Source organism: Methanosaeta sp. UBA356, assembly GCF_002496465.1.
In the GTDB taxonomy this organism is placed as follows: Archaea; Halobacteriota; Methanosarcinia; order Methanotrichales; family Methanotrichaceae; genus Methanothrix; species Methanothrix soehngenii.
Genome location: NZ_DAKC01000109.1, coordinates 19777 through 40245, shown reverse-complemented (window position 1 = coordinate 40245; position 20469 = coordinate 19777). Strand labels below are relative to the sequence as shown.

At 54.0% G+C, this 20469-nt stretch carries 23 protein-coding genes; 11 read left to right on the top strand and 12 right to left on the bottom strand.

Going from position 1 to position 20469, the window contains the following annotated elements; all coding sequences use genetic code 11:
* Positions 1-67 precede the first annotated feature (67 nt).
* Together pheA and BP727_RS10375 are read right to left on the bottom strand one after the other, a co-directional pair.
* Positions 68-886 (bottom strand): prephenate dehydratase, encoded by an 819-nt coding sequence (pheA, locus tag BP727_RS10380; RefSeq protein WP_286858707.1) that lies wholly within the window; start codon positions 884-886, stop codon positions 68-70.
* Complete coding sequence (locus BP727_RS10375; protein WP_342674285.1) at positions 883-2163, bottom strand: hydroxymethylglutaryl-CoA reductase, degradative; 1281 nt, start codon at positions 2161-2163, stop codon at positions 883-885. Before BP727_RS10375 ends, pheA begins: the two co-directional genes overlap by 4 nt.
* A 58-nt stretch (positions 2164-2221) precedes the next feature.
* On the opposite strand from BP727_RS10375, the gene BP727_RS10370 reads away from it, so the two are divergent.
* Positions 2222-3274 (top strand): M42 family metallopeptidase, encoded by a 1053-nt coding sequence (locus tag BP727_RS10370; RefSeq protein WP_276837124.1) that lies wholly within the window; start codon positions 2222-2224, stop codon positions 3272-3274.
* Positions 3275-3527: 253 nt separating this feature from the next.
* On the opposite strand, the gene BP727_RS10365 is transcribed toward BP727_RS10370, so the two are convergent.
* The 7 genes from BP727_RS10365 to BP727_RS10335 all read right to left on the bottom strand — a co-directional run bounded on the left by BP727_RS10365 (position 3528) and on the right by BP727_RS10335 (position 8021).
* Complete coding sequence (locus BP727_RS10365) at positions 3528-3959, bottom strand: universal stress protein (protein ID WP_013720083.1); 432 nt, start codon at positions 3957-3959, stop codon at positions 3528-3530.
* Positions 3960-4005: 46 nt separating this feature from the next.
* Complete coding sequence (locus BP727_RS10360) at positions 4006-4395, bottom strand: 5-(carboxyamino)imidazole ribonucleotide mutase (protein ID WP_013720084.1); 390 nt, start codon at positions 4393-4395, stop codon at positions 4006-4008.
* Positions 4396-4460: 65 nt separating this feature from the next.
* Positions 4461-4745, bottom strand: coding sequence for a chorismate mutase (locus BP727_RS10355; RefSeq protein WP_013720085.1), 285 nt, complete (start codon positions 4743-4745; stop codon positions 4461-4463).
* Positions 4742-5596 (bottom strand): shikimate kinase, encoded by an 855-nt coding sequence (locus BP727_RS10350; protein ID WP_048133238.1) that lies wholly within the window; start codon positions 5594-5596, stop codon positions 4742-4744. Before BP727_RS10350 ends, BP727_RS10355 begins: the two co-directional genes overlap by 4 nt.
* A gap of 15 nt (positions 5597-5611) precedes the next feature.
* On the bottom strand, positions 5612-6136 hold the full coding sequence (locus tag BP727_RS10345; RefSeq protein ID WP_013720087.1) for a hypothetical protein: 525 nt from the start codon (positions 6134-6136) through the stop codon (positions 5612-5614).
* 138 nt (positions 6137-6274) lie between these two features.
* On the bottom strand, positions 6275-7432 hold the full coding sequence (locus tag BP727_RS10340) for an NAD(P)/FAD-dependent oxidoreductase (RefSeq protein WP_286858703.1): 1158 nt from the start codon (positions 7430-7432) through the stop codon (positions 6275-6277).
* Between the two features lie 181 nt (positions 7433-7613).
* Complete coding sequence (locus BP727_RS10335; RefSeq protein ID WP_013720089.1) at positions 7614-8021, bottom strand: DUF1699 family protein; 408 nt, start codon at positions 8019-8021, stop codon at positions 7614-7616.
* 551 nt (positions 8022-8572) lie between these two features.
* On the opposite strand from BP727_RS10335, the gene oadA reads away from it, so the two are divergent.
* Both oadA and argB read left to right on the top strand, forming a co-directional pair.
* Positions 8573-10279, top strand: a complete 1707-nt coding sequence (gene oadA / locus BP727_RS10330) for a sodium-extruding oxaloacetate decarboxylase subunit alpha (protein WP_276619327.1) — start codon at positions 8573-8575, stop codon at positions 10277-10279.
* A 29-nt stretch (positions 10280-10308) separates the two neighbouring features.
* Positions 10309-11184 (top strand): acetylglutamate kinase, encoded by an 876-nt coding sequence (gene argB / locus BP727_RS10325; protein WP_013720091.1) that lies wholly within the window; start codon positions 10309-10311, stop codon positions 11182-11184.
* Between the two features lie 91 nt (positions 11185-11275).
* On the opposite strand, the gene nifU is transcribed toward argB, so the two are convergent.
* The gene (gene nifU, locus BP727_RS10320) at positions 11276-11728 is read right to left on the bottom strand and encodes a Fe-S cluster assembly scaffold protein NifU (protein WP_048133240.1); all 453 of its coding nucleotides are present in this window, start codon (positions 11726-11728) and stop codon (positions 11276-11278) included.
* Between the two features lie 35 nt (positions 11729-11763).
* Complete coding sequence (locus tag BP727_RS10315) at positions 11764-12279, bottom strand: cytochrome b561 domain-containing protein (RefSeq protein WP_286858698.1); 516 nt, start codon at positions 12277-12279, stop codon at positions 11764-11766.
* Positions 12280-12483: 204 nt separating this feature from the next.
* Between BP727_RS10315 and BP727_RS10310 the strand changes: the two genes are divergently transcribed.
* Genes BP727_RS10310 through BP727_RS10295 form a run of 4 tightly spaced genes read left to right on the top strand, consistent with a single transcriptional unit; the run spans position 12484 to position 15762 of the window.
* Complete coding sequence (locus BP727_RS10310) at positions 12484-14154, top strand: 2-oxoacid:acceptor oxidoreductase subunit alpha (protein WP_286858697.1); 1671 nt, start codon at positions 12484-12486, stop codon at positions 14152-14154.
* Positions 14151-15002 carry a thiamine pyrophosphate-dependent enzyme gene (locus tag BP727_RS10305; protein WP_273278419.1) on the top strand — a complete coding sequence of 284 codons (852 nt, stop codon included), beginning with the start codon at positions 14151-14153 and terminating at the stop codon, positions 15000-15002. Before BP727_RS10310 ends, BP727_RS10305 begins: the two co-directional genes overlap by 4 nt.
* A 35-nt stretch (positions 15003-15037) precedes the next feature.
* Entirely contained in the window at positions 15038-15199 is a 162-nt protein-coding gene (rd, locus tag BP727_RS10300) for a rubredoxin (RefSeq protein WP_013720096.1), read from the top strand.
* A 38-nt stretch (positions 15200-15237) separates the two neighbouring features.
* Entirely contained in the window at positions 15238-15762 is a 525-nt protein-coding gene (locus BP727_RS10295; protein WP_013720097.1) for a ferritin, read from the top strand.
* 68 nt (positions 15763-15830) lie between these two features.
* Here the strand turns inward: BP727_RS10295 and BP727_RS10290 are convergent, their stop codons facing one another.
* Positions 15831-16268, bottom strand: a complete 438-nt coding sequence (locus tag BP727_RS10290; RefSeq protein ID WP_013720098.1) for a hypothetical protein — start codon at positions 16266-16268, stop codon at positions 15831-15833.
* Between the two features lie 123 nt (positions 16269-16391).
* Between BP727_RS10290 and tgt the strand changes: the two genes are divergently transcribed.
* The 4 genes from tgt to BP727_RS10270 all read left to right on the top strand — a co-directional run bounded on the left by tgt (position 16392) and on the right by BP727_RS10270 (position 20404).
* The gene (tgt, locus tag BP727_RS10285; protein WP_276619320.1) at positions 16392-17753 is read left to right on the top strand and encodes a tRNA guanosine(34) transglycosylase Tgt; all 1362 of its coding nucleotides are present in this window, start codon (positions 16392-16394) and stop codon (positions 17751-17753) included.
* Positions 17735-18478: a VUT family protein gene (locus BP727_RS10280; protein ID WP_273278421.1), complete on the top strand. Its 744-nt coding sequence runs from the start codon at positions 17735-17737 to the stop codon at positions 18476-18478. Before tgt ends, BP727_RS10280 begins: the two co-directional genes overlap by 19 nt.
* A gap of 32 nt (positions 18479-18510) precedes the next feature.
* Complete coding sequence (locus tag BP727_RS10275) at positions 18511-19404, top strand: class I SAM-dependent methyltransferase (RefSeq protein WP_273278422.1); 894 nt, start codon at positions 18511-18513, stop codon at positions 19402-19404.
* A gap of 61 nt (positions 19405-19465) precedes the next feature.
* Entirely contained in the window at positions 19466-20404 is a 939-nt protein-coding gene (locus BP727_RS10270) for a nucleoside recognition domain-containing protein (RefSeq protein WP_273278423.1), read from the top strand.
* The last annotated feature ends 65 nt before the right edge of the window (positions 20405-20469 follow it).

Here is a 20469-nt window from a genome sequence, read left to right as displayed (position 1 = left end):
GGATCATGGGCTCTTTGTGGTTTATTCCCGTATATACCACTAGGGCTGCAATTTTGAACTATCCTAATCAGCTGTCCAGGGGATAGGACCCCAGAACCTTGACCATTCCCGCTTTTTCCCTAATTTTCTCCAGGGCATCCAAAACCACGCTGTTATCCTGATGCCCTTCCAGGTCGATATAGAAGTAGTAGTCTCCCAGACCGCGACGGCTGGGCCTGGACTCGATTCTGGTCAGGTTTATGCTGCGTTGGGCGAACTCCTGCAATATGGAATAAAGTGCCCCCGGCCTGTCCTTAGCCAAATGGATGATGAGCGAAGTTTTGTCCTTGCCCGTGGCCCCGGGGATCTGCCGCCCTGCTACTATGAATCGGGTGACGTTTTCCCTAACGTCCTGGACATCCCTGGCCAGGACACGGAGGCCGTATCTTTCTGCTGCGCCTGAGTCGGCAATTGCCGCCATCTCCCCAAATTCCTGGGCCAGGCGGGCGGCATGGCTGGTCGATCCCGTGGTCCTGATCTCCGCTCCCGGATAGTGCTCCCTTATGAACTGGCGGCACTGAGCCAGAGCCTGGGGATGGGAGAGGATGATCTTTATCTCGCTCTCTCCCTGGCCCACCAGGCAGTGCCTTACGGGAACGTTAACCTCTCCCACGATCACCACATTCAAGCGCAGAAGAAGATCATTGACCACCGTCACCGCACCCTCCAGGCTGTTCTCCAAAGGGACGATTCCATAGTCCAGCTCGCCTTCTTCCACAGCTTGCAAGACTCCATCAAAGTCCTTGAAGTAGACCAGGACTGTGGAGGGCATGCCCTCTGACCAGATTAAAGCCGCCTTCTCAGAGTAGGTCCCCTCAGGGCCGAGGACTCCGATCCTCGTCTTCAAACTCCCTCCTGTCCACGATCCTCCAGCTCCCGTATCAGCTCAGCCGCCCGGTCTACATTGATCCTCCGCTCCGCAGCCATGCGGGCAGCAACCAGCTCGATGAGGTCGCACTTCGCTCCCGCCTGGACGGCCACATTGCGGGCATGCAAAGACATATGCCCCCTCTGAATTCCCTCTGAGGCCAGGGCCCTGAGGGCGGCAAAGTTCTGGCAGAGGCCCACCGCAGCGATTTTGCGGGAGAGGTCATCTGCGCTTTTCACCGCAAGGATCTTCACTGCAGTCTTAGCCACCGGATGGACCCGAGTCGCTCCTCCCACCAGTCCCACCGCAACAGGAAGCTCAATCGTTCCCACTAAATCGCCATCCCTGTTCCTCTCATACCTGGTTAAAGACATGTAGCGGCCAGTTCGGGAGGCATAGGAATGAGCTCCTGCCTCCACTGCCCGGGTATCGTTTCCTGTGGCTAAAACCACTGCCGTCACCCCGTTCATGATTCCCTTATTGTGGGTTGCCGCTCGATAGGGATCGACCACCGCCAGCTCTGCTGCCAGGATGATGCCGTCCACCACCTCCGGGCCGCCGATATCCTCCGCCCTGAATACCGCTTTAGCCCTGGCTAAACGAAGATCAGCCAGATTGGAGATGATCCTGAGATAGACCCGGCCCCCAGCTATTTGCTCTATCCTGGGGGCCAGAGCCTCGGCCATGGTGTTGACCGCGTTCGCCCCCATGGCATCCCGGCAGTCGACTATGAGATGGGTGACGACCATTGGCCCCAGCCGGGAGTCGATGACATAAACCTCGATGTCCTTAACCCCGCCACCGTACTTGACGAGCATGGGATCCAACTCATTTGCCATCGCCATCAGCTCATCCTTGTGGAGGAGGATGGCCTGGCGGGCGGCAAAGGGATCATCAATTCCCGTGGCCTGGATCTGGGCGCGCATAACCGGCCCGGTGCTGGAGGTTAAAAAACCCCCCCCTCCTCGGGCCATGCGGGCGCCGTTGCTCGCGGCGGCGATCACCGAGGGCTCCTCAGTGGCCATTGGTATGAGGACCTCCTGGCCATCGATTACAAAGTTGGTGGCTATGCCCAAGGGCACCTGGAACATTCCGATCACATTCTCCACCATCTTCTCAGCCTGATCAAGGACCAGACCCCTCTCAACCTGAGAGATCTCCTCTGATCCAACTGCCACTTGCTCTGCCACAGCCTTGAGCCTCTCATTTGGAGGAAGCTTGTAGAATCCTGGTATTCTGGAGGTCATCGTTATCAGATATCTGGATGACACTGAGAAGGGAAAAACTTTATTCCCATAATCACGAGTGGGTTTAATGAGCGACATCAAATCATTGCTGGAAAAGCTGAGCAACGCCCACGGCATATCCGGATGGGAAGGGTCGGTGCAGAAGATCGTACGGGAAGAGATCTCTCCTTATGTAGATGAGGTGAGAGTGGACAAGCTTGGCAATCTCATTGCCACGAAAAAGGGAGACCGCCCATCGATTATGATCGATGCCCATGCGGACGAGATCGGTCTGATGGTAAAACAGATTGATGAGAAGGGTTTCATCCGCTTCATTCGCATTGGCGGCTGGTTTGACCAGACCCTGCTAAATCAGAGAGTCATCGTCCATACCAGCTCCGGCCCGGTGGTGGGCGTGATCGGCTCAAAGCCTCCTCATGTTATGAAGGATGAGGACAGAAAGAAGGTGGTAGAGGCCAGAGATATGTTCATCGATATCGGCTGCTCAAACCAGGTGGAGGTAGAGGAGCTGGGGATCCTGCCGGGCACGCCAATATCCATAGATCGAGAGTTCGTACCGATGCATGGAGACACTGTAACTGGCAAGGCCTTCGACAACCGCGCCGGCCTGGTTATGATGATCGAGGCTCTGAAGAGGACCAAATCAAAATCAACCATCTATGCAGTGGCCGCAGTGCAGGAGGAGGTGGGATTGAAGGGAGCAAAGGTCGCCGCTTTCGGTTTGGACCCGGATATCGCCATCGCATCAGATGTGACAATACCCGGCGACCATCCGGGGATTGAGAAGAAGGATGCGCCCATAGAGATGGGCAAAGGCCCAGTACTGGTCGTGGCCGACGGCTCGGGAAGAGGGTTGATCGCTACTCCGCAGGTGATTGAGTGGCTGGTGGGGACGGCCAAGGAGTTTGAGATTCCAGTACAGCTCGAGGCCTCGGACGGCGGGACGACTGATGCCACCTCCATTTACCTAACTCGATCCGGAATTCCCACCGGCGTGATCAGCGTCGCCACGCGCTATATCCACTCGCCAGTAGAGGTGCTGAATTTAAATGATATAGAACGGGCAGCAGATCTTATGGCCAGAAGCCTGGAGACGGCGTCCAGATATTTCAAAGAATGAGGCGTTGCCGTCAAATCGGCTCAACTCTTTTTTATTCTGCTCGCTTTATTCTGCAGTTTCAAAAGATAGCACCTTTTAATTAAATATGAAAAAGAAAAAGTTTTCACCGGAGTGATCCGGTGACCTTCCTCGACCTTTCAGCTTGAGCCGATCAAGCTAATCACAAAGTAGCCCAGGACTACACCCACCACGAATACAATGGCAAAGGAGGCATAGAGCAAGGGAGTTCCCAATACTAGAGCTTCCATTCAGATCATCTCACTACCAGGACAGGAATCGTGGCCCAATAAAGAACCTTCTGTGCAACGCTTCCGATCAATAGCTTAGTGGCACCGGACTCCCCGTGGCTTCCCACGACGATCAGATCGGCTTTCTCTGCCCCTGCGGTATCTATGATTGCTGTTGCGGGTGCGCCGATTCTCACCACGGTGTCGATATTTACGCCGGCAGAGGCACCCATGGATTTGAGCTCTTCTACTGCCTTCTCTCCTGCAGCCTTCAGCCTGGCCTCGACATCCTTTCTATCTGATCCAAGTTGGCGAACGGCGCTTGCAATAACGACTTCGTTGACAACATTGAGCGCTATGACCTGTGCTCCCAGCGCCTTTGCGAGCTCCATGCCCTCCTTAGCGGCTGCTTTAGATTTCTCTGAGCCATCTGTGGCGATCAAAATCCGCTTGTACATCCTATCCCACCTTTGAGCCGTTATCTCACGGACATTGTATAAATAGCTATCTTCCAGATTCCAGAATTCTAATAGCCAGCAACGCCGCATTCTCACCATTGTCGATGCCAACACATGCCACTGGAACGCCTGGAGGCATCTGAACAATGGAGAGCAATGAATCCAGGCCACCCAGCTTCGCGCTAACTGGAACCCCTATCACTGGGCGATGAGTCTGGGAGGCGATGACTCCCGGCAGGGCAGCAGAGAGGCCGGCAACGGCGATGAAGACGTGGGCGTCGGTTCCAGATACATACCCCTCCAGCTCTTTGGGATTTCTGTGTGCGGAAAGCACTCGATGCTCAAAGGAGACGCCCTCATCCTTCAGCCTGCCCAAAATCCTGTCCACAATCAGCTGATCTGATTTGGACCCCGAAATAACAGCAATATCAACCATGGCTGCTCCAAGAGATCAATTTTGGCCAAAAATCCTTCCATCACATCAAGGGTTTCATCGAGAGCTCAGCTCTGATTCTCGCCCTGAAGCTCTTGCTGCTTTTGGGTGCTCATACGGATCAGAATCTCGTAGATATTTTTTACGGCACCAGCATCCAGATTCTTCTCCGTGGCCAGGTCCATCGCCCGTCTCAAGACTCGGCCTTCCTGCTCAGGATCGCGGATCGGCTTTCCCTCTCTCCTCTTGACCTCGAAGATCCTTTTGGTGATTCCTATTCGTTTATCGATGAGCTCTATGATGGTTTGGTCGACCTCCTCGATATCACTCCTGTATTTATTTAGATCCGTCAAAATCCTTGCCCCCTGGATGCGCACCTGTTATTTGCTTTCGTTCTTATCACTCTTCCGCCCAATGCCCTCCAGGACTCTTCAAGCCCATCCATCTTGCTCTCATCGATCAGAGCAGCATAAGAGGGCCCGGTCCCCGAGAGGCTTGTGCCCCGTGCCCCCTTCTCCAGCGCCAGGATCAGGGGTTCAGACGAAAGGCCCAAAGCGGCGCAATAGGCCAGCCCATTCAGGGTCATAGCCCGGCCATAGTCGGCTTGCATGGCCAGATCGAAGGCCAGATCCGCCATCGGAGCAATGATCCTGGATCGAGAGATATCAGTATCCCGGGAGAAGATCCTCTGATCGGGAACCAGAAGCATAACACTGCAGTTGAGCTCATCCCTGCGAAGGAGGGACATTTCGCGATTGTCTGTGACCACCACCCCGCCGAGCATCGAGGCGAGAGCGTCATCCAGGGCGCCGGTTATGGTGACTCCAACCTCCCTTGCCGCCTCAACCCCGATCTTGGCAGCACTCACCAGATCCATATCCACGTCAAGTGCATCAAGTGTTGCCAGGATGACGGCATTGGCGGCTGCGCTGCTGCTCTTAAGGCCGCTAGCTATGGGAATCTCGCTGGATGTTCTCACCCGACCCCCGTATTCAAGGCCCAGATGGTCCAAGACCCTCTCCACACAGCGCTCAATCAAGCGGGTATCCACCCCTGGGACCTCTCCCTTGATTCCAGAAGAGTGGTCCAGCTCAACCACGGCCCGGGTTACAAGCTCGATGGCAAAGGCCGAGCCCTTCCAGGTTGCCACGGCATTTATAATGGAGGCAGCACCGTTCGACCATCCGTATCCTTTCATTTTCATCATCAGATCCAATCCTCAGGCCTGCTCTATCTCGAAGATCTTCCTGAGCTTTTCCAGATCCAAAGCAAACTGCACCTCACCCGCCCGTGAGTACTTGGCAATCATCTTATCAAGATACTCCAGTTCGGCGATTGATGAGACGAAGTTCGGCGGGTAGCTTCCCAGCTCAACCAGGGGCATGACCACCACTCCACCCTTGCTCGTCGATTCCTCCAGACCCTTTACCACCACCACGAAATTAAAGCTCTTGAATCCCAGGCCACGGGCGATGTTCTTGGCGAAGCTGTTCATCTGCTGGACCCTTCGGGAAGAGAGATCCTTATAGGCGGCGGGCGAATCCTTGTACTCAATGAACATTATGGAGTCTTCCGACCATAGAATAGCATCATACTCCACTACAGCGATTGAGTTTTTCAATGCCACCACGTTGAAAAGGACTCCGCGACACCAGTTTATGTTAAGGTGAATCCTGAAGTCCGCCTCGGTCAGAGGAGTGTTCCTGGTCTTCAGAACATAGGGGTCGCTTGACAGCTCGATCATAACTGACCTTTTCGATCTTTTGCTAAATGGACTTTTCCAAGGATACTGCCATCTCCATTTTGAGTATACAATCTCAGAGGTTCGGCGGCCCTCCAATCCATCGGCCCAGTGCCCATTTATCCAGAAGGGCAAAAACCACTATCGTATGAGGTTCACAAGCAGGTCATAGGGGGTCTGAGGGCGTATCATTGTGACGAGCGCCCCGGCATAGAGCGCTTTTTTGAAGAAGGGTCCTTTGGAGACGAGCCCCTTTCCAGAGAGGCCGCAAATCAGCCTTTCTATCTCTTCATCCTTCATCTGGCCGAGGGTCTGAAGAGATGACCGGCCCATGCGGTACTGCCAGTAGAACTCCCGCTTCCACCGCCGCACATATTCCGAGAGCGAGCGATGAGATACATCATCCTTCAAGACGGCTTCCCCCGCCACTATGCCGCAGATGGTGCCGGCTCGCATGCTGTAGGCCAGGCCGCTCTGGCCGGCTGCGCCGCCAGCGACCATCAGGGAGTCGGCCACCATCTCTCCTGGCATGACGCATATGGGATCGCCTCCCCTCCTGACAGATAGTACCTTCATCCGGTCGATATTTTTGTACTGGGAAGCCTTTTGGGCCTTGAAGAGCCTGCTGAATCTATCGAAGAATGGCTGCACATTTTGGCCGTGGCCGCGCACAAAGACCCCTATTGTGGCAAGGTCGCCGCCCGCAGGCGAGAATGTGGCCTTCCAGCCCGGTGCCATGCTTCCCACCCAGTACTGGAAGAACATCTCCTCGCCCAGATAGGGATATTCTATATCTGCTTCCACTGCCCAGGCTATATCCTCTGGGTGGCGCATGGGCTTGAGGCCTGCCTTCTCCGAGAGGCCGGACTGGACCCCAGAGGCATCTATCACCACTCGCGCATGAATCTGGACTCCCTTCAGGCCGACCGTCCTTCCATTGCCTTCCAGGTGGAGGCTCCGGACCTCACCGGATAGAAGGGCGACTCCTGCCTTCTCTGCCAGATGGAGATAGTGGCGGTCAAAGGCATCCCGGTCTATGAAGTAGCCTTTGGCAGGAATGGTGACCCCCCTGCCCGAGGGGCTGAGAATGCGCATGCCCTCTAGCTCCTTTTTCAGCAGACAGTCCTTGATCTCGATTCCAGAGACTGCTGCCATTCCCTCGAAGAGGGTATTGGCATCATGGTGCAGGCGGCCGAGGTTTCTGTCCAGCAGCATAACGCTGGCCCCACCCTCAGCAGCGGATATGGCAGCCATCACACCGGCAGATGAGGCGCCCACTACCAGTACATCGCACTTCACAAAACTAGATCATATATTCAGATGAGATGAACCTTTCCCGATGGAGTCTGGTGGGGCTTAGAGTTCAGTCGAAAATAATCTGTGTCTTCTAAGAGTTCTATAATTATTGCAGGTCTATTTTAGCTGTCACTGGTGCAGAAATAGAAGGCAAAGCCAGGCCTGAGACCTGGCTGGGCCGGAATCAGGCGGTGATCTTTGTCCGGGCTATGTACTTGATCAGCTCTGGACCGAGCCTGGCCTTTTTCTGAATCTGGTTTGCCACCTCGTCCATGCTGGCCCCGCTGGCTGCAAGGGAACGGATCTCATCGATAGTGGTATCATCCACGGTGAAGTACTCATCCAGATCCTTTCTGTGGCCCCAAACATCGCCCTCTAATAGCTCTATGCCCTGCATATCGAGGAACACCTGGATAGCGTTGGACATGGTCTTACGGTAGGAGGGTGGTACTTGAATCATTCTTAGCCTTGGGCATCTCTGCATCAAGTTGAGAAAATCTACATTGCTGGCCCTGAATGCCAGATGAACTGTCTTCTCATTTGGATTAAGGTTTGATATCTCGTTTCTAGCACTTACAACTCTAAGTCTCATCTCTAATCAGCTCCAACCCTTAAAGGGCAGTAGTATTATTAATAGATACTTCCGCTGTACACTTCCGTACAAATCGAGCACAAGATAACTTAATAGCGGCAAAAATTTAGTTCATCTGTTCTTTTGAAAGAGAGAGAAAGAAGCATTTGCGTTCGCATCGCTCCAGGCAAATAGTCCCAAGCTCCTGAGTTGATTGCTAATAAAACCTTTCGCAAGTGCCATTGATTCGCTTTGCGATAAGTTCAGCCAGCATATTAGAGGCTTTTCTGATTCAATTCCCAAAAAAAAGCTTCTATGCAATAACTTTTAAGAAATATTATGCAAATGTGCAGAGTTGGTGGAAATTAGTCATCTAATGAGATTTTTTAACACATTACAGCTAAAAAAAAAAATGCATCGCGATTCTCAGGAGAGGAATACCACCGCCAGGCTAAAATGGAGGGGCTCGCGACAGTTGCTTGATCCATGGCAGCTTGATCGATGGAAGCTCTTGATATAATATTCATTAGGCGAAGGGATTTTAAAGAGGGACCAAATAAGAGGTGATCTTTATGGGCAGGGTAATGCTTACAGAAACGGTTTTTAGAGATGCTCATCAGTCTCTGCTGGCCACCAGAATGAGGACCAGGGACATGCTACCCATAGCAGAGCAGATGGACCAGGTCGGCTTCTTCTCTCTGGAGGTTTGGGGGGGAGCTACCTTCGATAGCTGCATTCGCTATCTGAATGAGGATCCCTGGGAGAGGTTGAGAGCTCTTAAGAAGGCCATGCCTAACACCCCTATGCAGATGCTGCTTCGCGGGCAGAACCTGGTGGGCTACAGGCATTATGCAGACGATTTAGTGGACAGATTTGTGGAGCGAGCAGCCGAGAACGGGGTCGATATTTTCAGGATTTTCGATGCGGTCAATGATATAAGAAATATGGAGCGATCGATCAAGGCTGCCAAGAAGATGGACAAGCATGTCCAGGCCGGAATAAGCTACACCATCAGCCCCGTGCATAGCAATGAGCAATTTGCCCAGTTCGCCGTCCAGCTGGCAGAGCTTGGCTGCGACTCCATTTGCATCAAAGATATGGGCGGCCTGATCACCCCCAAGAATGCCTATGACCTCATCCGGGCCATAAAAAAGGAGGTCAACCTCCCGGTGAACCTGCACACCCACTGCACCAGCGGCATGGCTCAGATGAGCTACTTCCATGGTTGCCAGGCAGGAGTAGATATCCTGGATACTGCCATGTCTCCTCTCTCCGGCGGCAGCTCACAGCCGGCTACAGAGAGCCTGGTGGCAGCTCTGAAGGGAACCCCTTATGACACCGGCCTGGATCTAGAGCTCTTGACTGAGATCAAAAGATACTTCGAACGGATCATGGAGATCTATGCCCCGGTATTCAATGCCATCGCCTCCAGGGTGGACACCAATGTCCTGGTCTATCAGATTCCGGGGGGCATGCTCTCCAACCTGGTCAGCCAGCTGAATGAGCAGAAGGCCATGGACAAGTACGAGGAGGTGCTGGCAGAGGTGCCAAAGGTTCGCAAGGATCTGGGATATCCTCCCCTGGTCACACCCACCAGCCAGATAGTGACCACCCAGGCGGTCCTGAATGTGGTCACAGGCGACCGCTACAAGATGGTTCCCAAAGAGGTCAAGGATTACGTCAAAGGCCTGTATGGAAAGTCGCCCGCCATGATCGACCCCAAGGTCAGGATCAAGGTCCTGTGCGATGAGGACGCAGTCACCGTACGGCCTGCAGACCTATTGCCCCCCGAATATGAGGAGGCAAAGAAAGCAGTTGACGCCCTCGGCCTCGCCAAGAAGGAGGAGGATTACCTCACATACGCCCTCTATCCCCAGGTGGCCCTGAAGTTCCTCAAGGGAGCAGCCACAGAGGAATCCCTGGTTAAAAAAGATATGGCATCGGATCTGGGAGCTTCCCTAAAAGCCGAGCCCCTGGCCCTCAATGTCGAGATCGATGGCGAGGCCTATCTGGTCAAGGTGGCTCCAGCGGGCATGACCATTCAAGAAGCCCAGCCCAAGGCTCCCACTGATGGGGTGACCGTTCCCATGCAGGGCGTGGTCATCCGCTATAAGGTCAAGAAGGGCGACCGGGTGGCCAAAGGGGATCCAGTAGCAGTCCTGGAAGCGATGAAGATGGAGCAGAATATCCTGGCCAATAAGGATGGCAAGATAAGAGAGATCTATGTCAAAGAAGGGACTACAGTCGCTCCCGGCGATGTCTTGATATCCATTGAGTAGAGGAACCCTAAATCCGAGAGGAATGAATATTGACAGTTAAGAGAGAACAGGTGCTCATTGAGGCTCTGCCTTACATTCGGGAGTTCTATGATTCCATCATGGTCTTCAAGATCGGCGGCTCTATCATGTCCGACACCGCAGTGCTGGAGGACTTCATTCAGGATGTGGTGCTCCTGCGCTATATCGGCATCCATCCCATCATCGTTCATGGGGGCGGCCCGGAGATATCCCAGGCCATGGAGAAGTTCGGCAAGAAGGCGGAGTTCGTAGGCGGCCTGCGGGTGACCGATCGGGAGACCCTGAGCATTGCCCGCATGGTCTTGCTTGGTCACATCAATGCAGAGCTTGTCAACCTCATCGGCAAGCATGGGGGCAAGGGCATAGGCCTATCCGGCCAGGACGGCATGTTCCTGAAGGCCAAGAAGAAAGCTCTGCAGATGGTGGAGGGAAAGGAGCCTGTGGACCTGGGATTTGTGGGAGACGTGGAGAAGGTGGACCCGGAGATCCTGATGATCATGGCAGGAAAGGGCTACATCCCGGTTATATCCCCCATTGCCACCGATGATCAGGGAAATAACTTCAATGTCAATGCCGACACCGCTGCGGGAGCAGTAGCTATAGCCATGAGGGCGAAGAAGTTCTTCTCCATCACCGATGTGGAAGGAGTGCGCATGAATCCGGATGATCCGGCGAGCGTCATCTCCGAGTTCCCTGCTTCGGACTTCGGCCGGCTGGTGGCCGAGGGCATAATCAAGGGGGGAATGATCCCCAAGGTGGAGGCATGTGTATCGGTGGTGCGGAGTGGAGTGGAGAAAGCCCATATAATCGATGGCAGAAAGCACCATGCCATCCTGTTGGAGCTGCTCACCACAGAAGGAATCGGTACGATGATCAGCAGAAGCTGAATTGTGCTGCTATAACAATAGATCTGGGCATCTTCAGGATGGCAGGATGACGCTTTCGGCGTCCCTCCTGCCCGGGACTCATTTTATGCAATCAACCCTCATCGGTATCGCAATGATCTCCCTCTTGGACCTCTTCTTCCACCGCAGCCTCCTGGGGGCTGATCTTGCCGATCTTCACCCAGTAGTCTTTGATAGCAGCGCGCAGGGCATCGGCCCCCAGGTTTGAGCAATGCAGCTTTTGCGGGGGCAGCCCGCCAAGCTCACCGGCTACATCATCGCGGGTGATCTTGATCGCCTCGTCCAAGATCTTACCCTTTGCCATCTCCGTGACCATACTGGAGACGGCTATGGCCGAGCCGCAGCCAAAGGTCCTGAACTTGATATCGTCGATCCGGTCGTCCTTGACGTTGATGAAGATCTCCATGAGATCCCCACAGACGGGATTTCCCACTTTGCCGTAGCCGTCAGGATTCTCGATCACCCCCACGTTCCTGGGGTTCATGAAGTGATCCATAACTGTCTCATTGTAGCCTATCTGTGCCATCCATCTATCACCTTTCGCCATCACAAAATTTTATTTTATTGGAATGATTGGATCATCATCCAGCCTAGGTAGGCATTGATGATCATAAGAGCTATGGTCATCCGGCCGGACCATCTATGAATTGTCTGCAGCCTTTTATCCCTTTTCTTCAGCTGGATGAAACCCAGAACGGGAGTTAAGATCACCATTAAGGAGACGATGATGCCGAGATAGGCATGAGGTCCTCCTGGGGGCTGCAATCCCGCGCTTGCTGAGACCATATAGATGGCGACGGTAATCCCGGAAAGGGTCAATGCGGCTCCGGCGATCCCCAGGGTCCTATGAGCCTTCAACCACCATCTCTTCCCTTTCAGGTACCTAGCACAGACCATTCCCGCTATTAGGAAGAGAAGGCCGGATAACACCAGGAGGGCATGGTAAGGAAAGAGGATCAAGATCTTATCCTCGATGGGCTCGATCTCAATTGCCGAGGCGGCTATGATTGAGGAAGACGCTGCAAGCAATGCAATCGCCAGCCAGGATAATCGGAAAAAGATGCCTTTGCGGTCCATGACTACCACCTTGCCGACTACATTGATAGGTATGCTACTTAAAATATATCAGTGAACTACCCTACCTTAAAGGGAAGTGCTTCCCATTTCATCGCCAAAACTTGCATCATTCTTCATATGTAATATAATAGCACCAATGCGAGGGGCTTTATACAATCAAAGATAAAGACAAATTATTTGCATTGAATTGCACAGGGTGATTTGATGGAAGACTTCTCTATCCTCATAGGCGGCATCGCCGGTGACGGCATAAACGAGGCGGGTCTGACTGCCGCCCGGCTCATGAACCGCCTGGGCTATCGCATATTCATGTACTACGACTATCCCTCTCTGATCAGAGGCGGGCACAACTTCTCGATGGTCAGAGCCTCATCCGAGAGGATCGGCGTCTGCAGAGATGAGATAGACCTGCTCATCGCCCTCAATCAGGATACCGTGGATAGACATTCCGGCCGCCTCAAGGAGGGCTCAATTTTCATTTTCGATGCAGATAACGTAATGGGAGAGGGCATAGCCGAGAAGAGCTGCGGCATTTCCGTCACCGGCATCCTGAAAGAGGAGGGGGCCCCTTCAGTTATGAAGAACAGCTGCATTCTGGGTGCCTTTTGTCATGCGGTAGGCATCGAATGGACGGTGCTGGAAGAGGTCTTGAAAAAGCATATCCCAAAGAAGCTGGAACTGAACCTCAAGGTCGCCCGCCGGGGATATGACCAGGCCTCGGAGTTCTGCCGCATCGCATGGCTGGACAACAGTCCTGAGCCCATCATCACCGGCAACCAGGCCATCAGCCTGGGCCTGATCAGGGCAGGTCTTGAGGCCTATGTGGCCTATCCCATGACCCCATCCTCGGCCATTCTTGACTTCATGGCCAATTCGGCGGAGGAGTTCGGCCTGAAGGTCGTCCATCCGGAGAGCGAGATCGCCGTGATCCTCATGGCAGAGGGATTCGCCTATGCCGGTGTCCGGGCGGCGGTGGGGACCTCAGGAGGAGGATTCTGTCTCATGACCGAGGCCCTCAGCCTGGCGGGGATGGCTGAGATCCCCCTGGCCATCGTCGTGGCTCAGAGGACCGGGCCCTCAACCGGCCTTCCCACTTATACCGCACAGGGCGACCTGCATTTTGTAATCAATGCCGGCCAGGGGGAGTTTCCCAGGTTGGTGATCGCCCCGGGTGACGCAGAGGATGCATATCTCTGGTCTGCTGCAGCCTTGAACCTGGCCTGGAAATATCAGATTCCCGCGTTTATCCTCTCGGATAAGATCGTCAGCGAGAGCCAGTATAGCCTTGACCTCGGGCTTACAGGAAAGGCAGAGACTGCTCGACCGGCACAGCTATGGAATGAGCAGGGTGACTACCATCGCTACCGCCACTCCGATACCGGCGTCTCTCCACTGGCCTATCCTCCTCAGAGGGGGCAGGTGATAAAGGCGGACAGCTATGCGCACGATGCCACAGGCATAACCACTGAGGACCCTCAGATAACAAGGGAGATGAGCGACAAAAGAGTGCTCAAGGCTCAATCCCTGGCCAGGGAATTGGAGGGATACGAGACTGTGAAGCTCTTAGGTGATGAGAGGAGCAGGACCTGCCTCTTGTTTTGGGGCTCGAACAAGGGGGTATGCAAAGAGGCCGCCGATAGTCTGGGACTGAGGGCAGTTCAGGTGTTGGTTCTCTGGCCATTCCCTGAGAATAGGCTAAAGGATGCCCTCAGGGGTGTGGAGAGGCTGATCGCTGTGGAATGCAATGCCACAGGCCAGCTGGCGACTCTATGCCGCCAGTATGGCATCGATGTCGATGATCGAATCCTGAAATACGACGGCCGGCCTTTTTCCCTGAACGATCTGGAAATCGAGCTGGAAAGGAGGGAAGCATGAAGCCTCAGGACCTATCCACCACTGCCCGCAATACCTGGTGTCCCGGCTGCGGTAACTTCTCCATTCTGAATGCAATAAGAGCGGTCCTCGCCCGAATGGACGAGGAGGGTTTCCCAGTAGAGAACACCGTCCTGGTTTCGGGCATCGGCTGCCACGGCAAGATCGTGGACTACCTGGATGTGAACAGCTTCTACTCCATCCACGGCCGGACCATTCCCGTTGCCACAGGCATAAAGCTGGCCAACCCCGATCTTAATGTGATCTGCTTCTCTGGAGACGGCGACAGCCTGGCTGAGGGTCTGGACCACCTGATCTTCGCCGCCAAGAGGAACATCGACATAACCCTGATCTTACATGACAACCGGGTCTACGGCCTGACCACCGGCCAGTACACGCCCACCTCACCAACCGGATTCCGGGGCAAGTCCACTCCTGAGGGATCCATTGAGCGACCCCTGAACCCTCTGGACCTTATGCTCTCTGCCGGCGCCACCTTCATCGCCCGGGGCTACTCTCACGGGATTGAGCAGCTTCAGACCCTCTTTAAAGAGGCGATACTGCACAAAGGCTTCTCATTTGTGGATGTCTTACAGGTCTGCGTCTCTTACTTCAATATGTATGAGAGCTATAACAGGAGAACCTATTCCGTGGAAGGAAACGATGCCGCCAGCTTTGACCAGGCCCAGGAGATCATACGCCGCTGGAGCTATGACGACTCCGAGTCGCCCATACCCCTGGGCAAGTTCTATCAGATTGACGCACCGCGATTCGATCAGGCCTACAGCCAGACGAAGCCGCTCTTGGCGAGAGGGGATAAGATCGGATCCAAGCTGGAAAGTTTCATCTAGCAAGAAGGCAAAAACGAAGGAGTGGTGAGACAGAAATGGACAAATACGTATGCACTGTCTGTGGATATATCTACGATCCAGAGAAAGGGGATTCGGCATCCGGCATAGCACCAGGGACGGCTTTCGAGGATTTGCCGGATGACTGGACCTGTCCGGAGTGCGGCGTGGGAAAGGAATTGTTCAATAAGGTGGAGTAAAGCTCAGAATCTGCTGCTTTGTCTGCTTGGAGATCACTATGCTCAGCGAAAGGATGAATGAAGCCCTCAATTATCAGGCAAATCGGGAGTTATACTCCTCCTATCTGTATCTTTCCATGTCCTACTACTTTGAATCCATCGGATTCAGGGGGTTTGCCAGCTGGATGAGGGTTCAGGCAGGAGAAGAGCTGGTCCACACCATGAAATTGCTGGACTATGTTGCCGCTTCCGGCGAGAAGGCGAAGATGCTCGCCGTGGAGGCGCCACAGCATAGCTGGGAGTCGCCCCAGCAGGCATTTGCTCACGTCTGGGAGCACGAGCGGGCGGTGACCAGGATGATTCATGATCTGGTGGCAGTGGCCGAGAGCGAATCGGACGCAATGACACGGAAATTCTTGCAGTGGTATGTGGACGAGCAGGTGGAAGAGGAGGAGTCCTCGGACGGTGTTCTGAAGAGGGTGCTGGCTGCCGGAAACGATCCAAAAGCCCTCCGGGCAGCGGATGAGGAGCTGGGCAAGAGAGGCTTCAAATTCCCCCGCGGGTTCCAGATGTTTCCATCATAAAAGGGTATGAGGCCTCTGTTTGGGGCCTTAAATCGCTATTTAGAGCTTAATCACCAATTTTTTGCTCTTCAGATGAGCTCGGGCTGATTGGCCGGATCGATGACGCGCCACTGATCATCCTCCAGGCCATTCCCGCGAGCATCTCCTGGTGAACTGTCCCGGGAATAGAGGTACAATGGCCAGCTCTTGAAGGTCGTCTGCTTAGAACCATCAGCTCGCTCGATGGTGGCGAAGTTGGATGGATTGAGGCTCTCAGGCAGGGTCAGATCCTCAACATAAAAGGGCATCCACATCTTTGCACAATCATCATTACAGGTGCTCATTCCATCGAGACTGCTATCATTTTGGTAGTAGTAAAGGGCAAATCCCGTCTCGTTCACCAGATAGCTTCCCAGGAACTTGCTCGCGGAGATGTTCACACTGAAGTTCTCATCATCTGCCAAGGCATTGATGGAGAGAAGAGATATACACAGCAGCATGAATAAAACCATTCGGCTCTTTGACATGTTTAACACCTCCCCAGACCTTAATGCATCCTGTTAAATAAGTTTGCCCATGATCCGATTCAATAGCGGAGGAGAAAAAGGGCAAAAAGAGCCATAAAGTCCATTAATGACATAGTTGCATGGATGCAGACCGAGATGAGCGGATTTTCCTTTGAGGTACTGGACCGGGATCAGGTGAGCAATGCCCGAGCAGGGCTGATAAAAACCCGAAGGGGTGACATCCAGACTCCCTATCTGGTTCCCGTGGCCACCCTGGGCAGCGTGCGCGCTCTGGGCTCCGATGACCTGGTGTCCCTGGGCGTCTCCTGTGCCCTGGCCAACACCTATCACCTTCACTTGAAGCCCGGAGACGAGCTGATCGGGCGGCTGGGGGGATTGCACAAGTTCATGGGATTTTCCCGCCCCCTTTTCACCGACTCGGGCGGCTTTCAAGCCTTTTCCCTGGGCTTTGGAAGAGAGCATAACATTGCCAAGATCGGCAACATCTTCCCGCAGGAGCTGAACCTTATTCCAGAGGGAAATGACTGCCAGCAGCAGGGAGATGAACAGTGCGAAGAGGAGCCATTGGAGAGCGAGATCTACAGATCAAACTACAGGAAGAGCTACGGAGGGGGAGCGAAGGAAGGATCCAAAAGGGCGGACGGGAAGGGGCAGAAGAATGCCAGGAAGGAGAACCTGACAAAGATCACAGACCAGGGCATCTCTTTCAAGTCCATGGCCGATGGGGCCTGGCATTTCCTGGATGCTGAAAGGTCGATGAGGATTCAATCAAACCTGGGCTCAGATATCATCATGTCCTTTGACGAGTGCACCTCCCCCCTGTCAGACTACGATTATACCAAAAAGGCCATGCACAGAACTCATGATTGGGCGGAAGAGTCCATTCGCTATCATGATAAGAGCCAGGCCATCTACGGAATCATCCAGGGAGGGTGGTTTGAGGACCTGAGGCGGACGAGCACCGACTTCATCGTCTCCCAGCCCTTTGACGGCATAGCCATCGGCGGATCTTTAGGCAACAGCAAGCAAGATATGCATCAGGTCTTGGACTGGACGATCCCCAGGCTGGACGACCGGCCGCGGCACCTATTGGGGATCGGTGAGATAGATGACATCTTCGAGTGCGTGGCCAGGGGGATCGATACCTTCGACTGCGTCTCTCCCACCAGGATCGCTCGCAGAGGAAGCCTTCTCCTATCGCCCCAGTCCGGTGGATCGCGGCAAAACAAGTTCCGCCTGAATATCAAGTCCGCCCGGTTCAAGGAGGACGATCTGCCCGTTGATCCTGCCTGCTCTTGCCCCACCTGCTGCAGATATTCCCGAGCTTATCTCCGCCATTTGTACGTATCAGGAGAGCTCTCCTACTTCCGTCTGGCCACCCTGCATAACCTCCATTTCATGCTTCGGCTGATGGAGAGTATAAGGGAAAGCATAAGATGTGGCAGCTTCATGGAGCTCAGGGGCAGATGGCTAAAAGCGATTTAGCTAAAGAGATTCCGGAGCAGAAAGGATCTTCGGTCTCATGGGGACGGCTGAAGCTCGATAAGACTCAGGCCACCATAATCCTCTGCGGTTTTTACCTCTTCTTTTCCCTGGCGGGAAACATCGCCGCCACCAAGGTCACAAGCTTCGGCAGCCTGGTCATGGATGCCGGTTTCATCTATTCTCTGACCTTCACCTGGAGGGACCTGATCCACAAGCAGCTGGGAGAGAGGGCGGCCTTGACCACCATCTGGCTGGCAGCGGGCTTTAATCTGCTTGCGGCCATTTATTTTCAGTTCGTGGTCCTCCTGCCCGCCCAGACTGACTGGGCAAATAGCGGTGGGCAGGCGGCCTGGACATTTCTCTTCGGGATCCTGGACAGCTCAGGCCAGGGGTGGCAGTCGGTCCTCTCCCTGCAGATGAGAATCGTCTTAGCCTCAATTCTCACTGCCCTCCTGGCGGAGCTGATCGACACCAGGGTCTATCGCATCTGGACCCGTGGAGCGCGCAAAAGCTGGCCCCAATGGACGCGAGTCTTCGCCTCCAATGCCGTCTCCATACCCATAGACAGCCTTCTCTTTCCGGTGATCGCCTTTATGGGTATCTTGGGAACTCAAGGGCTGGTGCAGATGATCTGGACCAATATGATCGTCAAAGCAGCGATCACTCTTTTGGTCTTCTGGACGATCTACCTGGTTCCCGAGAAGCCAATATATGAGGAGAGCTGAAGCGATTTAAAATAGGAGAGGATGCAGCAACAATGATCGACCCAGGAAAAGATATCGACTGGAACGAGATCTGGAAGAGCCAGATGAAGCGGAGCAGAGAGTCAAGCCCCGGCAGGGATTGTGCCCGCATCTGGAGCAGCAAAGAGAGCGCTCTTAGATTCTGGGATATGTGCAAAAAGGAGCAGAACAGGATTGAAAGAGTTATCTGGGAGACGGATATCACAGAAAAGTCTCGCGTGCTGGATATCGGCGCCGGGCCCGGCACCCTGGCCATCCCCTTAGCCCAAAAAGCGACACATGTAACGGCGGTGGAGCCGGCAGACGGCATGTGCAGCGTCATGAGAGAGAAGATGGCCGAGTATGGCGTCGAGAACATCACAATCGTCCAGAAGCGTTGGGAGGAGGTGGATGTGGCCAGGGATCTGGATCCTCCTTATGATGTAGTGGTTGCATCCTTCTCTTTAGGGATGATGGACATCCGCGATGCCATTGAGAAGATGATCCAGGCTTCATCCAGATACATCTATCTCTACCATTTCGCCGGGGAGAGCACCTGGAGCGGGATGTGGAAGGAGCTTTGGCCCAGATTGCATGGAAGGAATTATATCTGCGGTCCAATGAGCGACGTGCTCTACAATGTGCTCTACCAGATGGGCATCTATCCGAATATCACCACCTTCAGGATGAAGCACGATCAGCGCCACTCCACCCTGGAGGATGCGGTGGCAGAGCTTGCCCCCCAGGCCCGGGCTGATACCAAAGAACAAAAGGCTGTGCTGCGTGATTATCTGGAAAAGGCTATGAAATGGGAGGAGGGGGCATTTGTTCTGAACGGCTCATCGATCCGGGTGAAGATATGGTGGGAGAAGCAGGAGGACCGCTCTTGCGGATATAGCCCGCAAGAGGACAGTGCTGCCCGGATATGAGGGCTGATTCGACCTCGAGTCCATTCTGAAGGTTCATTCAGCTCGGAGGTTGGGAGCGGAATTGATCGATATACTCTGGCAGACTCTGGACGGGACCGTCTATACTATGGGCACCGTATTCCTGATGCTTTTTATTACCGGCATCATGAATGAGATGGGCCTCTTTCAGAGGTTCTCCTATCTTGCCAGTCCCCTGGTCTCATTATCCCGCCTGCCTGCAGCCGCAGCCTCCACCTTTGTGGTAGGCCTGGGATCTGCCCTGGCGGCAAATGCCATGACCGCCAGGCTCCGGCATGATGGGCAGTTGAGCGATCGTCAGGCCTTTCTCTCCGCTCTGATGAACAGCGTTCCGGTCTATTTCAGAGAGCTTTTCACCTATCAACTGGCCTTTGTAGTTCCGGTGCTGGGCCTTTATGTGGGAGGAGCTTATGCTGTTGTGTCTCTGTCTACGGGATTGATCAAGCTCTTGATTGTCATAATCCTGGGCAGAGCCTATCTGGCAGGAGAGGTCATCTCCTCCTTAGAGCCTTCGCCAGTTACCAAGGAGAAGAGCATCATAGATGCTGCCCGAAAATCACTGAGCGGTCAGAAAAAGCTGTTTTTGCGGATAGCATCACTCTACTTCATTATGACATTTCTCGTTCTCTATTTGAGCGAGGCGGGAATACTGCAGTCGCTGAACGTGGCTCCTCTTGCCAGCATCTTCCGGATCCCAGCAGAGACTGTGATCCCGCTGACCATCTATGTGGCCAGCCCCAAGGCGGGAATCGTCCTCCTCGGACCGTTGATTCAGAATGGCGGCATATCGGAGCTGAAAGCTCTGATGGTCCTGATGCTGGGAAGCATGTTCATGCTGCCCGTCTTCACCATCAGATCAACTCTGCCCAACTATACATCGATCTTCGGCGTAAGGCTGGGAGTCTCCCTGACCGCCGTATCAGCGGGCATCAGCATAATGGTAAGGCTGCTTGTACTGCTGCTGCTACTCTTCGCCACTTGAATTAGAATTCAGAGCTCTCGCCTTTCCCAATTTATGGGGGTGAAAGAGTCGTATGATGGATATTG